The sequence below is a fragment of the Pseudomonas sessilinigenes genome, assembly GCF_003850565.1.
In the GTDB taxonomy this organism is placed as follows: domain Bacteria; phylum Pseudomonadota; class Gammaproteobacteria; order Pseudomonadales; family Pseudomonadaceae; genus Aquipseudomonas; species Aquipseudomonas sessilinigenes.
This window is the reverse complement of sequence record NZ_CP027706.1, coordinates 1,063,730-1,079,287: the sequence shown is the minus strand read 5'-3', so window position 1 is coordinate 1,079,287 and position 15,558 is coordinate 1,063,730. Positions and strand designations below refer to the sequence as shown.

General features: G+C 63.1%; 15 protein-coding genes and 1 pseudogene. 10 read left to right on the top strand and 6 right to left on the bottom strand.

What is annotated here, in order from left to right; all coding sequences use genetic code 11:
* The first annotated feature begins 59 nt into the window (after positions 1-59).
* The 3 genes from C4K39_RS04910 to fecA all read left to right on the top strand — a co-directional run bounded on the left by C4K39_RS04910 (position 60) and on the right by fecA (position 4,117).
* Entirely contained in the window at positions 60-548 is a 489-nt protein-coding gene (locus tag C4K39_RS04910) for a sigma-70 family RNA polymerase sigma factor (protein ID WP_124345781.1), read from the top strand.
* 8 nt (positions 549-556) lie between these two features.
* Positions 557-1,522: a FecR domain-containing protein gene (locus C4K39_RS04905; RefSeq protein WP_124345780.1), complete on the top strand. Its 966-nt coding sequence runs from the start codon at positions 557-559 to the stop codon at positions 1,520-1,522.
* Between the two features lie 234 nt (positions 1,523-1,756).
* Positions 1,757-4,117 (top strand): TonB-dependent Fe(3+) dicitrate receptor FecA, encoded by a 2,361-nt coding sequence (gene fecA / locus C4K39_RS04900; protein WP_124345779.1) that lies wholly within the window; start codon positions 1,757-1,759, stop codon positions 4,115-4,117.
* 62 nt (positions 4,118-4,179) lie between these two features.
* Here the strand turns inward: fecA and C4K39_RS04895 are convergent, their stop codons facing one another.
* Together C4K39_RS04895 and C4K39_RS04890 are read right to left on the bottom strand one after the other, a co-directional pair.
* A complete protein-coding gene (locus C4K39_RS04895) occupies positions 4,180-4,587 on the bottom strand; it encodes an HPF/RaiA family ribosome-associated protein (RefSeq protein ID WP_031320917.1) in 408 nt (135 codons plus the stop codon).
* A gap of 212 nt (positions 4,588-4,799) precedes the next feature.
* On the bottom strand, positions 4,800-5,747 hold the full coding sequence (locus C4K39_RS04890; protein WP_068584064.1) for a LysR substrate-binding domain-containing protein: 948 nt from the start codon (positions 5,745-5,747) through the stop codon (positions 4,800-4,802).
* Between the two features lie 135 nt (positions 5,748-5,882).
* Between C4K39_RS04890 and C4K39_RS04885 the strand changes: the two genes are divergently transcribed.
* The 3 genes from C4K39_RS04885 to C4K39_RS04875 all read left to right on the top strand — a co-directional run bounded on the left by C4K39_RS04885 (position 5,883) and on the right by C4K39_RS04875 (position 9,161).
* Positions 5,883-7,259, top strand: coding sequence for an L-serine ammonia-lyase (locus C4K39_RS04885; RefSeq protein WP_124345778.1), 1,377 nt, complete (start codon positions 5,883-5,885; stop codon positions 7,257-7,259).
* Between the two features lie 63 nt (positions 7,260-7,322).
* Positions 7,323-8,624 carry a serine/threonine transporter gene (locus C4K39_RS04880; RefSeq protein WP_124345777.1) on the top strand — a complete coding sequence of 434 codons (1,302 nt, stop codon included), beginning with the start codon at positions 7,323-7,325 and terminating at the stop codon, positions 8,622-8,624.
* 219 nt (positions 8,625-8,843) lie between these two features.
* A complete protein-coding gene (locus tag C4K39_RS04875) occupies positions 8,844-9,161 on the top strand; it encodes a DUF3509 domain-containing protein (protein ID WP_124348315.1) in 318 nt (105 codons plus the stop codon).
* On the opposite strand, the gene C4K39_RS04870 is transcribed toward C4K39_RS04875, so the two are convergent.
* Positions 9,158-9,658: a phosphate-starvation-inducible protein PsiE gene (locus tag C4K39_RS04870; RefSeq protein ID WP_068584076.1), complete on the bottom strand. Its 501-nt coding sequence runs from the start codon at positions 9,656-9,658 to the stop codon at positions 9,158-9,160. The two genes, C4K39_RS04875 and C4K39_RS04870, sit on opposite strands and share 4 nt — an antisense overlap.
* A 281-nt stretch (positions 9,659-9,939) precedes the next feature.
* Here C4K39_RS04870 and C4K39_RS04865 point away from each other — a divergent pair.
* Positions 9,940-10,194, top strand: a pseudogene (locus tag C4K39_RS04865) (YebG family protein); the annotation flags it as partial.
* 186 nt (positions 10,195-10,380) lie between these two features.
* Here the strand turns inward: C4K39_RS04865 and C4K39_RS04860 are convergent.
* Positions 10,381-10,635 (bottom strand): hypothetical protein, encoded by a 255-nt coding sequence (locus C4K39_RS04860; RefSeq protein WP_124345776.1) that lies wholly within the window; start codon positions 10,633-10,635, stop codon positions 10,381-10,383.
* A 103-nt stretch (positions 10,636-10,738) separates the two neighbouring features.
* On the bottom strand, positions 10,739-11,758 hold the full coding sequence (locus C4K39_RS04855) for a Leu/Phe/Val dehydrogenase (protein WP_068584084.1): 1,020 nt from the start codon (positions 11,756-11,758) through the stop codon (positions 10,739-10,741).
* 182 nt (positions 11,759-11,940) lie between these two features.
* On the opposite strand from C4K39_RS04855, the gene C4K39_RS04850 reads away from it, so the two are divergent.
* The 3 genes from C4K39_RS04850 to C4K39_RS04840 all read left to right on the top strand — a co-directional run bounded on the left by C4K39_RS04850 (position 11,941) and on the right by C4K39_RS04840 (position 14,156).
* The gene (locus tag C4K39_RS04850; RefSeq protein ID WP_124345775.1) at positions 11,941-12,744 is read left to right on the top strand and encodes a SirB1 family protein; all 804 of its coding nucleotides are present in this window, start codon (positions 11,941-11,943) and stop codon (positions 12,742-12,744) included.
* Positions 12,745-12,816: 72 nt separating this feature from the next.
* Positions 12,817-13,632: a class I SAM-dependent methyltransferase gene (locus C4K39_RS04845; protein WP_124345774.1), complete on the top strand. Its 816-nt coding sequence runs from the start codon at positions 12,817-12,819 to the stop codon at positions 13,630-13,632.
* Positions 13,633-13,688: 56 nt separating this feature from the next.
* Entirely contained in the window at positions 13,689-14,156 is a 468-nt protein-coding gene (locus C4K39_RS04840) for a GNAT family N-acetyltransferase (protein ID WP_068584092.1), read from the top strand.
* A gap of 7 nt (positions 14,157-14,163) precedes the next feature.
* Here C4K39_RS04840 and C4K39_RS04835 read toward each other — a convergent pair whose 3' ends face one another.
* Positions 14,164-15,534: an MFS transporter gene (locus C4K39_RS04835; protein WP_068584094.1), complete on the bottom strand. Its 1,371-nt coding sequence runs from the start codon at positions 15,532-15,534 to the stop codon at positions 14,164-14,166.
* Positions 15,535-15,558 lie beyond the last annotated feature (24 nt).

The following is a 15,558-nucleotide window of genomic DNA, read 5'->3' as shown; positions in this document are numbered from 1 at the left end:
ACTACAATGCGAACAATTCTCGTTACCTTATGCGTCTTGTCAGTGCAGGAGCGTCCGGCTTGTCCCATTCCGCTACCGTCGAAGGCCTCTACCTGGCCCATCACAGTTGGTTGAACACTTGGTTACGGCGCCGCCTCGGCTGCCCCGACAGCGCCGCCGATCTGGCCCAGGACACTTTCATCCGGATCCTGGGCGCCCGGGAAACCCCGGCCCTGATCGAACCCCGGGCCTTCCTCACCACCATCGCCAAGCGCGTGCTGTGCAATCACTACCGGCGCCAGGACCTGGAACGCGCCTATCGGGAAGCCCTGGCGCAGTTGCCCGAGCAGGTCGCGCCATCGGAAGAAGAACGAGCGATCATCCTGCAGACCTTGCAGGAGCTGGACAGCCTGCTCGATGGCCTGCCAGCCCAGGTCAAGCGTGCGTTCCTGCTGTGCCAACTGGATGGCCTGGGCTACGCCGAGATCGGCCGCGAGCTGGGCATTTCCATCGCCACGGTCAAGCGCCACCTGAACAAGGCGGCCATGCGCTGCTACTTCGCCCTTTGAGAGCGCCGATGAATCCCCACCTCAATGCCCAAGCTGAGTTCAGCAACCAGGTCGCCGAGCAGGCGGTGCACTGGTTGATCGAGATGCAGGACGGCCCGTTGGACCCGCGCCAGCAGCAGGCCTGGCAGCAGTGGCACGACGCCCACAGCGAACATCAGCGGGCATGGGCCCATATCCTGCGGGTCAACCAGCGTTTGCGCGGCTTGCCCTCGCCCCTGGCCCATGCGGCCTTGAATGCCCCGAGGTCCAGCGGCCGACGCCAGGCTCTCAAGTTGCTGCTGGTCCTGGGGGTCGGTTCCGCGGCGGCCTGGAACCTGCGCGAGCACAACCCGCTACCGCCGTTGCTGGCGGACTACAGCAGCACCCGGGGCCAGCGGCGCAAGCTGCAGCTGAGCGACGGCAGCCAGTTGCAGCTCAACACCAGCAGCGCGGTGGATGTGCGCTTCGACAGCCAGCAACGGCTGATCCGCCTGCTGGAAGGCGAGATCATGCTCAGCGCCGGCAAGGACCCGCGGCCACTGCTGGTGCAAAGCGCCGAGGGCCTGGTGAAAACCAGCGCCGCGCGCTTGAACCTGCGCCAGTTCAGGGGCCACAGCCAACTGGCGGTGTATGCCGGCATCGCCCGTGTGGAACCCGGCACCTACAGCGTTGCGCCTCCCCAGGTAGCGGCCGGGCAGCAACTGGACTTTCGCCGCGATGGCTGGGACGCTCCCCACGCCCTGGAGGCCGGCAGCGGCGCCTGGAGCGAGGGCATGCTGGTGGCGGCCCATATGCGCCTGGAGGACTTCCTCGCCGAACTGGGACGTTATCGTCGGGGCCGCTTGCATTGCGATCCCCAAGTGGCGGACCTGCTGATTTCCGGCAGCTATCCCCTGGATGACAGCGAACGAATCCTCGACCTGTTGCAGGTCAGCCTGCCAGTCCGGGTGCGACGCTTCACCCGTTACTGGGTCAACGTCGAGGCTCGCGCCTGACCCCTGTAGCCGCTGTCGAGCCCCGGCGAGGCTGCGCACGGGCGCGCAGCGGCCGCCAAATCCAGCGGCTCGTGCCGAACCGTGCGCAGCTGCGGCAGCGGCTACACGAAGCGATAGGCAACAGCCGTCTGTACACACTGGCACATTTTTTTGATGAGACATGAGCCGTTTTGCCAGGCTCGGGTGACAAGAAGGGAAAGCCACCTTGATTCCTCCTTCTCAGGATCGCCATCGATGACTCAGCAACCCTCTCGCCCCACGCCCCTGGCCCGCTCACTGCGTCACCTGCTACTGGGGGCCAGCCTGGGCCTGGCCAGCCTGTCCCAGCTCCAGGCCGCCGAGGTAGCGGGCAAGTCCTACCACATCGCCCCGATGTCCCTGGAAAGCGCGCTGAACCAGTTCGGCCGTGAAGCAGGCGTGCTGATTTCCTTCGGCTCGCAAATCACCCATGGCGTGCAGAGCCACGGCCTGGATGGGCAGTACAGCACCGAACAGGCCTTGCAGATCCTCCTGCAGGGTACTGGTCTGCAAGCCCGGGCCGAGGGCGGCAATGCCTTCAGCTTGCAACCGGCAACAACCGGCGCAGCACCGGCCACCCTGCAACTGGGCGCCTCCAGCGTGGTTGGTGATTGGCTGGGCGATGCCCGCCAGGTCGATGTCTTCGAGCATGCCGGGGCGCGGGACGTGATCCGCCGTGAGGAATTCGAGCGCCAGGGCGCCACCCAGGCGCGGGACGTGCTCAACCGGATTCCCGGGGTCAACGCGCCGGACAACAACGGCACCGGCAGCCATGACATGGCGCTGAACTTCGGTATCCGCGGGCTCAACCCACGCCTGGCTTCGCGCTCCACGGTGCTGATGGATGGCATCCCGGTGCCGTTCGCCCCTTATGGCCAGCCCCAGCTCTCGTTCGCGCCCATCAGCATGGGCAACATGGACGCCGTGGACGTGGTGCGCGGCGGCGGTGCCGTGCGCTACGGCCCGCAGAACGTCGGCGGCATCGTCAACTTCGTGACCCGGGCGATTCCCGAGACGCCGACCTTCAAGGGCGGCTTCCAGACCGAGACCAGCCCCTCCTCCAGCCATGACGGCTTCAAGACCAACGCCAACCTGCTGGCTGGCGGCACTGCCGACAATGGCCTGGGCGGCGCGCTGCTGTACTCCGGCACCCGCGGCGGCGATTGGCGCGAACATAGCGGTACGCGGATCGACGACCTGATCCTCAAGGGCAAGTACCAGATCGACGAGGCCAACAGCCTCAACGCCATGGCCCAATACTATGAAGGCGAGGCCGACATGCCCGGCGGCCTCAACGTGGCGGACTACAAGGCCAACCCTTATCAATCGACCCGCCCCTACGACAAGTTCTGGGGCCGGCGGACGATGTTCAACCTCGGCTATCGCTACCAGGAGGATCGCCGCGAATTCACCGTCAACAGTTTCTTCACCAAGACCCTGCGCAGCGGCTACCTGGACCAGGGCAGCTTCCTCTCCCTGTCGCCCCGGGAATACTGGGTGCGCGGCCTGGAGACGCGCCTCGCCCAGGGTTTCGACCTGGGCAACAGTAGCCACGAAGTCGGGATCGGCTATCGCTACATCAACGAGGCCGGACACGAGCTGCGCTACCGCACGCCCATCAGCGCCAACCAGCAGTTGCCCACCAGCAACAGCCGCAACGACCGCGACACCCGTGGCGGCACCGAGGCCCATGCATTGTTCGTCGACGACCGCATCGATATCGGCAAGTGGACCCTGACCCCGGGCATCCGCTACGAAATGATCGAGTCGCAGCAAAGCAACAACCTCAGCAACGTCAAGTACAAGGGCAACTACAACACCGCGCTGCCAGCCTTGAACGTGATGTACCACGTCGACGAAAACTGGAATCTCTACGCCAACACCGAGGGCTCGTTCGGCAGCGTGCAGTACAGCCAGATGCCCAACCGGGTGGCCAGCGGTGAGGTGAAGCCGGAAAAGGCCCGTACTTGGGAAATCGGCACTCGCTACGACAATGGCACCCTGCGCGCGGAGTTGGGCGCCTTCCTGATCAATTTCGACAACCAGTACGACAGCAACCAGACCAACGATACGGTGATCGCCCGTGGGCAAACGCGGCACCAGGGCATAGAGAGCAGCATCAACTACGCCCTCGACGGCCTGGATCCGGCATTGGCCGGGTTCAATGTCTATGCCACCTATGCCTACGTCGACGCCACCATCCGCGAGGACGGGCCGAACAAGGGCAATCGCGTGCCCTTCTCGTCCAAGCACAAGGGCACCCTGGGGGTGAGCTACACCGAAGGTCCGTGGAAGCTCAACTTCGACAGCAGCTACCAGAGCAGCCAGTTCGCCGACAACGCCAACACCTCCCGCGAAAGCCTCGACGGCAGCAATGGACGCATTCCCGGCTACATGCTGTTCAGCACCCGCGCCGGCTATGACTTCGGGCCGCAACTGTCGGACCTGAACGTGGCGGTGGGGGTGAAGAACATCTTCAACCACCAGTACTTCACCCGCTCCTTCGACGACAACAACAAGGGCAAGTACGTAGGTGAGCCGCGGACCCTGTATGTGCAGACGTCGGTCGCGTTCTAAGGCCCCACAAAAGAAAACGGGCCTGCAATGCAGGCCCGTCGGGTTGAGGGAAAATCCAGCTATCAGCTATTGAGCGCAGCTTGCTGGTTTTCCAGGAATTCTTCTTCGAGCAGGGCGTCCGCCTCACTGCCGTCATTGTCGGACACTGCTGCCGGGCGCTTGGCGCGCAACTTGCCGAACATGTGCTCCAAGGCACTTTCCAGCTTGACGGTGGCGCCGTCGATGGCCTGCTCCAGGGTATCGGCCTTGTGGGTCACGGAAATCGGCTGGTGCCCCTTGGGCCGGGCCTCCAGCTGGCAACGCAGGTCATCGGGACCCGATTTGCCGCCGTTCTCGTCACGCAGATGGACCACCACTCGGGTCAGGTCTTCCTCGTAACGTTCGAGCGTGCTTTCAACGGTGCTGCGCACCCACTCCTCCATCCGAAGGCTGCTTTGAATATGGTTATCGCTATGGACTTGGATTTGCATAGTTCTTCCCTTATTTCAGCTTGCTCGCAAGAGGCCTGGAACCTGGCTTTGACCAGCATTTCGTGACCTCTTGATTACACAATTAGGCACGGCGAAGAACATTTCAACCCCTGGAAAAATATAAATATTCATACTCAAATAAAGCCGGACAAACCGCCAGGGCGCTGTTAGTGTGGGGAGTCAGCCGCGCTTGCGACACGACGCGAAACAGCTCATTCCTGCCCCTCTCCCAGGGGGTGCAGACCACGAAATATCTCCGCCTCCTCCACCAACCAGTCATGCACCGCCCGCACCCCGGGATGGCTCAGCGCACCGGGCGCATAGAGCAGCACATAGCGCTTGTGATTGGGCACCGCGACACCGAATGGCACGATCAGGGTGCCGCGCTCCAGCTCGTCGTTGAGCAGGGTGCGCCGGGCGATCGCCACCCCCATCCCGGCGATCGCCGCCTCGATGGTCAGGTGGTTACGGTTGAAGGTATGGCCACGACGCACATCCGCCCCCTCGAAGCCGATGGCATTGAGGTAGAACTCCCATTCGGCATATTCGTAGCTGCCACGCCAGGCGGTGATGTCGTGCAGCAGCGGAAAGTGCGCCAGGTCCGCCGGACCATGCAGCGGTGGTCGCCCGCGCAGCAGGCTCGGCGCGCACACCGGGAAGATCTGCTCGTCCAGCAAGGCCGTGGATTGCAGGCCCGGATAGCTGCCGTCGTTCAGGTCGATGGCCAAGTCGAAGTCGCCCTCGTGCAGGGCCACGCTGCTGTCTTCCGCCACCAGCCGCAGCTGGATCTCCGGATAGCGCTGCTGCAAGCGCGGCAAACGCGGGGTCAGCCACTTGCCAAGGAACGACGGGATCGAGCGCAGGCGCAAGGTACCGCCGATCATGCCCGCATCCAGGCGGCGCAATTCGGCATCGATGCTGCCGTAGGCCTCGCTCACCGTAAGGGCCAGGCGCTGGCCCTCGGCGCTCAGCTCCACCCCCCGGGCCCGGCGGTGGAACAGGCGAAACCCCAGGCGTTCTTCGAGCTGGCGGATCTGCTGGCTCACCGCCCCGGGAGTGATGTGCAACTCTTCGGCGCAGCGGGTGAAGGACAGGTGCCGCGCGGCACAGGAAAACACATGCAGCCAGACGTAGGTCTGGGCATGAAACTGACGACTCATCGTTTAGCCCTGCTAAAGGATCTCTTAGGAAATTTCGTTGGTCACTGCTGAATGACCGAGGCAGTATCGCCGACATTGCGCTTGGCCTACAAAAAATGGCAGCGATCTACCTTCCATTGCTTGTAAGGCTTTAGCATGGCTATCAGTGTTTTCGATCTATTCAAAGTTGGCATCGGTCCGTCCAGTTCCCATACCGTCGGCCCGATGCGCGCCGCCGCGACCTTTGCCCAGGCGCTGTTCGAGCAGGGCCTGCAAGGGCAGGTGCGGCGCGTGCAGATCCGCCTCTACGGCTCCCTCTCCGCCACCGGTGTCGGCCACGCCACCGACCGCGCCAGCGTCATGGGCCTGATGGGCGAATGGCCGGACAGCATCGACCCGCGCAGCATCGGTCCACGGATCCAGCAACTGCGCGAAAGCGGCCAACTGCTGCTGGGCGGTCGCTCGAGCATCGCCTTCGATTGGCAGCAGGACTTGCTCCTGCTGGACGAAAGCCTGCCCTACCACCCCAACGCCATGACCCTGGTCGCCCTGGGCGAACACGGCACCCTGCTGGAGCAGACCTACTACTCGGTGGGCGGTGGCTTCATCGTCGAGGCCGCGCAAGTCGAGGCCGGGACTGACGCCGGCGCCAGCGTGCAACTGCCCTACGACTTCAACAGCGCCGCCGAACTGTTGGCCCTGTGCAAGACCCACGACCTGCGGGTCGGCGAGTTGATGATGGCCAACGAGCGGGCCTGGCGCAGCGACGCCGAGATCCGCAGCGGCCTGCTGCATATCTGGTCGGTGATGCGCGAATGCGTGGAACAGGGCCTGAGCCACGAAGGCATCCTGCCCGGCGGTCTCGACGTGCCACGCCGCGCCGCCAAGCTGCATCGCAACCTGCTGGAGATCGGCAAGCCCAACGTCATCACCTCGACCCTGTCGGCCATGGAGTGGGTCAACCTCTATGCCCTGGCGGTGAACGAAGAGAACGCCGCCGGCGGACGCATGGTTACCGCGCCCACCAATGGCGCGGCAGGGATCATCCCGGCGGTGCTGCACTACTACATGAAATTCAACCCACAAGCCTGCGACGACGATGTCGTGAACTTTTTCCTCGGCGCCGCTGCGGTGGGCATCCTGTGCAAGAAGAACGCCTCGATCTCCGGCGCCGAAGTCGGCTGCCAGGGTGAAGTGGGTTCGGCCTGCGCCATGGCCGCAGCCGGCCTGGCGGAAGTCCTGGGAGCCACCCCGGAACAACTGGAAAACGCCGCCGAGATCGGCCTGGAGCACAACCTCGGCCTGACCTGCGATCCGGTGGGCGGCCTGGTGCAAGTGCCCTGCATCGAGCGCAACGCGATTGCCGCGGTGAAGGCGATCAACGCCACCCAGATGGCCCTGCGCGGCGACGGCCAGCATTTCATTTCCCTGGACCGGGTGATCCGCACCATGCGCGATACCGGCGCCGACATGCACGACAAATACAAAGAGACTTCACGGGGCGGCCTGGCGGTGAGCTGGGTGGAATGCTGAGGAGCGTTCCCTGACCGTCCGTAACACGTGAGCCCGAGCAAGAATAATAACGAGGCGATACCGATGACCGATGTACCCACACCTGCTACTCAAAATCCTGCCGTAGCGACACCCCGCGACAGCGCACCAGCCTCCCGGGGCTGGAGCAAGCACGACACCACCTGGATGCTCGGCCTGTATGGCACCGCCATCGGCGCCGGCACCCTGTTCCTGCCGATCAACGCCGGGGTCGGCGGCTTCTGGCCGATGATCGTACTGGCGCTGCTGGCCTTCCCCATGACCTTCTTCGCCCACCGTGGGCTGACCCGCTTCGTCCTGTCCGGACGCTCCGGGGACATCACCGAAGTGGTGGAGGAACACTTCGGGGTCGGCGCCGGCAAGCTGATCACCTTGCTCTATTTCTTCGCCATCTTCCCGATCCTGCTGGTGTACAGCGTGGCCCTGACCAACACCCTGGGCAGCTTCATGGAGCACCAGCTGCACATGGCCCCGCCACCGCGAGCGGTGCTGTCGTTGCTGCTGATCCTGGGCCTGATGGCCATCGTGCGCTGCGGCCAGGGCGTGATCGTGCGGGCCATGAGCCTGCTGGTCTACCCCTTCGTCGCCGCCCTGCTGTTGCTGGCCCTGAGCCTGATCCCCAATTGGAACGGCGCGTTCTTCGCCTCCGCCGGCGACGGCATGTCCATGCCGCTGTTCCTCAAGACCCTGTGGCTGGCAATCCCGGTGATGGTGTTCTCGTTCAACCACTCACCGATCATCTCGGCCTTCGCCGTGGACCAGAAGCGCCACTATGGCCAGCTGGCCGAGCGCAAGAGCAGCGGCATCCTGGCCATGGCCCACGGCATGATGGTGCTGACGGTGATGTTCTTCTGCTTCAGTTGCGTGCTGGCCCTGTCGCCGGCGGACCTGGCCGCGGCCAAGGCGCAGAACATCTCGATCCTGTCGTACCTGGCCAACCACTTCCAGACCCCGGTCATCGCCTACGCCGCGCCACTGATCGCGCTGGTGGCCATTACCAAGTCGTTCCTGGGCCACTACATCGGCGCCAGCGAGGGCTTCCAGGGGCTGATCGTGAAAAGCCTGCGCGGTCGCGGCCGCGCCCTGTCCTCCAGCCACCTGGAAAAGCTCACCGCGTTGTTCATGGTGCTCAGCTGCTGGGCAGTGGCGACCTTCAACCCGAGCATCCTGGGCATGATCGAGACCCTGGGCGGCCCGGTGATCGCCTGCCTGCTGTTCCTGATGCCGATGTATGCGATCCAGCGCGTACCGTCGCTGCGCCAGTACTCGGGCCAGCTGTCGAACCTGTTCGTGGTGTTGATCGGGCTGATCGCCCTGTCGGCGATCATCTTCTCCTTCCTGCCCTGAAACGGGGCGACAACGAAAAAGCGGACCTTGCGGTCCGCTTTTTTTTGCTCCCGGATTCATTGGTCGGCGCCGGCCGCGGCATGCCCCTTGCTTGATCACGCATGAGGAATACGGACGTTGGCAAGCCTCGACGAACGACCGGCCGACGGTCTGCAATCACGAACTAATTTCGCCCCAGGCCGGTCAATGACTGCACGATCCCAGCAGGCGGTGACCCTCATGGACAATCCATTGCAACTGATTACCGACACCTTCACCCCGCAGTATCAGGTCAACCTGAGCATCCAGGGCCTGGATGGCAACCTCATGCTGACCTTGTCCCAGGCGGGTCGGGTCGTGGCCAAGCGCATGATCAGCGCCGCCCAGCGCAACGATCCACGGCGTGTCGAGCGCCTGGTACAGAGCATTGCCTTCGGCATCGCCATCGAGCAGGGGCACAGCGCCATGGCCATCCTCGAAGCCATGACCAACGGCGACCCACTGCCCTTGCCGCCCGCGGCGGGACCGCAGGAGGCTCCCCGGGCATCGCGGCTCTAGAGTTCGCCCTTCTCCACTTCAGGATGCTCGCTGGAGCCCGCACCGAGCTTGCGCTGTGGATGCTCGATCTTCACCGAGGGAAACTGCGAAGAGGCGTAGCGCACCACCAGGATGGCAAAGGCCAGCAGCAGGATGCCGCCACACAGGTAGATGATCCCCAGGTCCGGCGGGTTGTGATGGGAAACGTTGGAAATCAGCAGGCGGGTCAGCGCCGTGATCGCCACGTAGATCAAGAAACGCACCGGCATGTGGTTGGTCTTGAAGTAGATACCGACCATCGCCCCCAATTCCAGGTAGATGAACAGCAGCAGGATGTCGTCGATCTTGATGTGGCCCGCCTCGATCATCTGCAGGAACTCCATCACCGCCGCCCAGGCGGTCACTGCGCCGATGGCGAACAGCGCCAGGTAGTGGAACGACTCGACGAACAGGTTACCCAGGGACTCGGCCAGCTGATGAACGCTCTGGCGCAGGTTTTCGGCCCAATTGATTTTCACGGTGATTATTCCTTAGGTCGTTTCGACCGGATGATGCGGATGGGACGTGACGGTTGTTCTGCATGCAGAAAAAAGGCCAGGGACACCTCGGTAAGATGGCGGTCATCACAGGCGAGGCACGTGCACCTGGCCCCAAGGAGCGGGAGGCACAACTCGGGGAAAAATTCCGTCTACATTAAAAAGCCACTATCCAAGGGAAATAGTTTCGCCTATTCTCTCGACCTGTATATGGATACAGTATTTGTACCGACCCATTATCGTGAAGGCATGTGAGGTGGTGAATGGCCGTCGAAGTGGTATACCGCAGCAGCCGAGATCTGGAGCGCTTGTTCATGGATAAAGCCGAAGCTGACCGTCATGACAAGATGCTCGAACTGGCTGAAGTGCTGGCGCAAGTGTTGCAAAAGGCTGTGCCATCGCTGACTGAGCAGCAAGTGGAAGAAGCCGGGATCTACATGGCCAAGAACCGCGATGTGTTCGCCAGGGCCTTCAAGAGCCAGCCAGACGCACTGGCCGAGCTGCTCAGCGAGCCGGCGCCAGTCGTGGAGACGGTCGAAAAAGAGCAACCTGCCGAAGCCGAGGCGCCGGTCAAGCCTGCGAAAGCGACCAAGGCCACCAAATAGGCAGCCCCTGATCGAACAAGCCCTGTGCCAATGGCACAGGGCTTTTTTCATGCCTGGCGACCGAGCTTGCGCCAGGCCACCTGGGGGCACGCATAACGGTCATCGTGGGGTGTCCCACACCCTGCAACCTGCCGGGCAATACCCGGATGCGATGTCCATGGCTTCCAGGATTCGGTCTTCCACGGCATCAACAGCGCCAGCCCTGGCCTGACCCAGATAGCGGTACACCGCCTGCGCTGAAAATCCCTTGCCCCTGTACAGCTCCAGCACCTGGCGAATCGCCTCAAGATCCGCGGCACCGTGCAATACGCAAGACAGCTGTTCGTCCAGCTCAGCATCCAGCACTTCAGGCATCGTCCAGTTCATTCCCGTGGTGGTTGAGCACTCCAGTGGCTGGCCTTCGCATGCCAACCCTCCAGGTGCCGATGTTACATAGACAGGGGCCGGGTGCGCGGACCTAGCGATAGAGCACTCGCTCCGCCAGTTCGTCGGCGATCCGTGCCGGTGAACGTTTTTCTGCCTGGGCATGGCCGAAGATCTCCGTCAGGCGCAGGCTGATCTGCGACAGATGGGCGGTGATCACTGGCAGCTCTTCGTTGTGATGCTTGAGCGACACGTAGATCAGCCCTCCGGAGTTGATCACGTAGTCCGGGGCATAGAGGATGCCGCGCCGCTCCAGCTGGTCGGCAACCTGCAGGTTGGTCAGTTGGTTGTTGGCAGAACCTGCCACCGCCGAGCAACGCAGTTGCGCCACGCTGCGGCTGTTGAGCACCGCTCCCAGGCCACAGGGCGCGAGAATATCGCAAGGTGTGCTGAGCAAGGCATCGTTGGCGATCGGGTGCGCACCCAACTGCTCCATGGCCAGTTGCACCTTGCCAGGATCGATATCACTGACCAGCAACTCGGCGCCAGCGGCATGCAGCTGTTCGGCCAGGGCATAACCGACATTGCCCAGGCCCTGGATCGCCACCCGCAGGCCCTCCAGGTTGTCGCTGCCCAGGCGCGCCATGGCGGTGCTGCGAATACCGGTGAACACGCCCATGGCCGCATGCGGGGCCGGGTCGCCAGCGGCACTGGTACTGGTGACGTAACGAGTCTCTTGGGCAATGCAATCCATGTCGGCTACCGAGGTGCCGCTGTCGATGGCGGTGATATAGCGCCCGTCCAGTTGCTCGACACAACGACCGAAGGCCTCGAACAACGCAGCGCGGCTTTCCACATGGGCCGGTCGGATGATCACGGCGGTCCCGCCGCCCTGGGGCAAACCGGCCAGCGCGGCCTTGTAGCTCATGCCCTGGGCCAGGCGCGCGGCATCGCCCACAGCGCTGGCATCGTCCGGATAGGGCAAATAACGACAACCGCCCAGGGCGGGCCCCAGGCGGTTGTTATGGATGGCGATCACTGCCTTCAACCCGGTTCGAGGGTCGACGCTAAGATGCAGCGATTCAAGGCGGGTGCTGTGCATGAGAGCGAACATCGACGGGCTCCCGAATCACTTCTTGTAGTCGCCAGTATAGGCTTGCGCCTGAAAATTGCTGCGCCACGCAGGAATAAGCCGCGCCGTCTTGCAACCCAGGGGAAATAACCCGCTACCCACTGCGCAGAGACTGGACGAAGCACGACGACGGGGCTAAAACGAGGCATCCGTCGGAGGTTGCCATGAAACCGCGTCAAGCTTTCTTCGCCTGCCTGCACCGCTCACCGCCTGCCTTGCTGGAGGCAGCGTTATGGATTGGTGCCGAGCATGAGCCAGCTCTGGTGCCCGGCCTGCTATTGGAAGAGTTCAGGCACATCCAGCAACAGGTCGGAGGCAGCCTGCCGTCACTGCCAGCCAACGAACTGGGACAACCGTTGTTGCGCCTGATGAACGACCTGGGGTTCCAGCAGGACGAATTCCTGCCGCTCAGGCCCCAGGCAGCCTTGATGGACAAGGTCCTGGAGCGGCGCCGGGGGCAGCCCCTGGCCCTGGCCCTGATCGCCCTGGAACTGGCGCAGCGGCTGCACATTCCCCTGGTCGGCGTGAATTTTCCCGGGCACTTCCTGCTCCGGGTACCCGGCACCGATTACCTGCTCGATCCCTGCGGCGGACGCCGGCTGTACCCCAACGATTGCCGCGAATTGCTGCAACGCCAATATGGCGCCCATCTCAAGCTCAACGCCGAGCACCTGCTCACCGCTGAACCACGCCAGATGTTCCAGCGCCTGTCGCGTAACCTGCGTCAACTGCACTTGTCCCATGACGATCACCTCGGCGCCCTGATCGACGCCGAGCGGGTACTGGAATTGGGCGATGGCAGCGCCGCCGACTATCTGGCCCGGGCCAGTCTCTACCAACGCCTGGAGTGCCCCAACGCCGAGCGCTTCGACCTGGAGCGAGCACTGCTGCTCAGCGACGATCCGATCCAGCGCCTGCGCCTGACCGAGCGCCTGGGGCACCTGCCGCCGAACAAGGTGGTTCACTGATTCCAACCTTGAATACGGCCCCGGTACTCTTGTGCCTTTGTCTAAAGCCCGCGCTTCAAGGATGAACAAAAAATGAACCCAGTCGAACGGTTTCTCCAAGACTTCCACCAGCGTCACCCTGGCACTACGCCGCTCGTGTTCTCCGCACTGGAGCTTCCAGGACGAGGCTCCTCCTACGACATACTGGCGAGCACCTTGCATAGCACTGCATCCAGCAAGTCACAATTACTGGATCTGGGCTGTGGCGATGGTTTCCTGCTCGATCTGCTGGCCAGGAAGTTTCCCCAGGCACAGCTATTCGGAATAGACATGAGTCCCACCGAACTGAAGGCTGCGCGCATTCGCCTGGGGCAAACCGGCACGCTGCTCAATGAACGGGCCCAGGAACTTTCCCTGAGCGACGACAGCATCGATGCGACGGTTTCACATCTATCCCTAATGCTCATGAGCGATATCGAGAAAGTGCTACAAGAAGTCCATCGGATACTGGTTTCGGGAGGGCAGTTCTCGGCTATTGTCGGTCGGGAATTTCTTCTGGGCGAGTTAGGGCCCTGCTACCTACGAGCCTTTCGTAATGCTGCTCATCGTGACCGATTGCCAACTCTACCGTTGGTGGATCCACGCACTCACACGCAAAGTGGGTGGCGACGACTGCTGGAAGATCATTTCACCTCGTTGCAGTTTGAAGAACTCAACCTGGAGTGGACTCCCGACTTCGACGAGTTATGGGAATCGCTGGCATACACCTACGACCTGGATCGTCTGACACCTACCAGTCAGACCCTAATGAAAAACGAGCTGCACAGCGCCACCCAGCCATTGCTGCGGGCAGATGGCACTCTGGTAACCGGCTGGGGGCTGCTACTGATTCAAGCCAAGGCCAAATGACAACATTTCCAGTTCTCTGGCAGGATGAGCGGCTCACTCCAGGGAACGGACACGCCATGCTGATCAGGAAAGCCCACGGCGAAGACGCACAACGGGTCTTCGACATTCGCAACCAGGCCATCAACCATCAATGCGCGGGGTACTACCCGGCTGCCGACCTGCAAGTGTGGACCGCTGGCAACCTTGGCCAGCCCTTCATCGAATGGCTGGAAAGCAGCGGGCATGTGGCGGTCATCGACGGCCAGGTCGCCGCCAGTGCCATCCTCGACCTTGAGTCAGGACAGGTCGACGCGGTCTTCGTCGACCCGGCCTACATGGGCCGTGGAATCGGCCGGCAGATGATGAACTACATCGAACAGCAGGCCGTGCAGGCCGGCTTGTCGCACCTGATCCTGGACTCGACCCTGAATGCCGCGGACTTCTACCGCCAGTGCGGCTTCGTCGGCGAACGCATCGCCCAGTACCAGTCGCCCCGTGGCCTGACCCTGGCCTGCGTACCGATGATCAAGCACCTGGCCTGCTGACCCCGCCTCAGGACTTGAGCGGTGCCTGCAACGGTTGCGCCGCGCCTGTGCCGCCGCCGGTCCCTTCGGAGGGTGCACGCACCCGGATGATCAGCAACGCGGCCAGCACGGCGGGCACCGCGCAAAAGAAGAAAATCTGCTGCACCGGGATATGCATCGCCAGCAGCATGCTGCCCAGCAGCGGCCCGAGGATCGAACCGAAGCGCCCTACCCCCAACGCCCAGCCGGTGCCGGTGGCGCGCACCTGGGCCGGATAGAAGTTACTGGCGAAGGCATTCAGGGTCAGTTGCCCACCAATGATGCAGAACCCCGCCGCGAATACGAACACCACCAGGTAGCGCGGATTGTCGTGGTTCAGCCCCAGCAGGACGGTACACAACGCCGCCACCGCCAGCACCGCCGACAACAGCCGCACCTTGCGCTTGAGGCGATCGGCGAGCCAGGCCATGCAAATGGCCCCCAGGGTGCCGGCGAACAGGAACATCGACGTCACCAGGTTGGCCTGTTTCAGGGCCAGGCCGCTTTCCAGCAACAGGGTCGGCAGCCAGCTGATCATGAAATACAGCAGGATCAGGCTGACGAAAAAGGTCGACCAGATCAGCAGTGTCGGCCGCGCATACCCCTGGCGGAACAACTCCACCACCGTGAATTTGCCAGCAGCCTGTTGCTGACCCTCATCGCCAGTCGCCGCTGGTGGCTGCCAGTCCGGCAACATCCGCGCGCTGACCTTGCGCAAGCGCGCATAGGGCGGAGCATCACGCAACAGCCGCGGCAGGGATTCGGGCAACCACCAGAACAGGAACGGAAACAGCAGCAACGGCGTTACGCCGCCCGCCAGGAACACCGCCTCCCAGCCGAACTGGTCGATGAAACCGGCCGCGACGAAACCACCGGCCGCGCCACCGAAGGAGAAACCGCAGGCAGCCAGGGTCACCATCAGGGTGCGCAGGCGCGGCGGGGAATATTCAGACATCAGCGCCATGGCACTGGGCATCGCCCCACCCATGCCGATGCCGCAGATAAAACGCGCGGCCATCAGGCTGTCCAGGGATTGGCTGAACACCATCAGCACCGTCAGGCTGGCGTAGATCAGCACGCAACACAGGAGGATCCGGCGTACGCCAAAACGATCCGCCAGGGGTGTCACTGCCAGGGAGCCCAGGGTCAGGCCCAGCAGGTTGGCACTGAACACCGGGCCGAAAGCGGCTTTTTCCAGCCCCCAGTCCTGGGCCAGGGCCGGCACCACGTAGCCCAGGACCTGGGCGTCATAGCCGTCGGTGACCAACAACAAGGCGAGCAGCAACAATAGCGACCACTGGTAGCCGGACACCGGGCGGGCGTCGAGCGCAGCACGAAAGCTGGCAATCTGGTTTTGCATCGCAAGGTACCTGTTCGGTTTCTT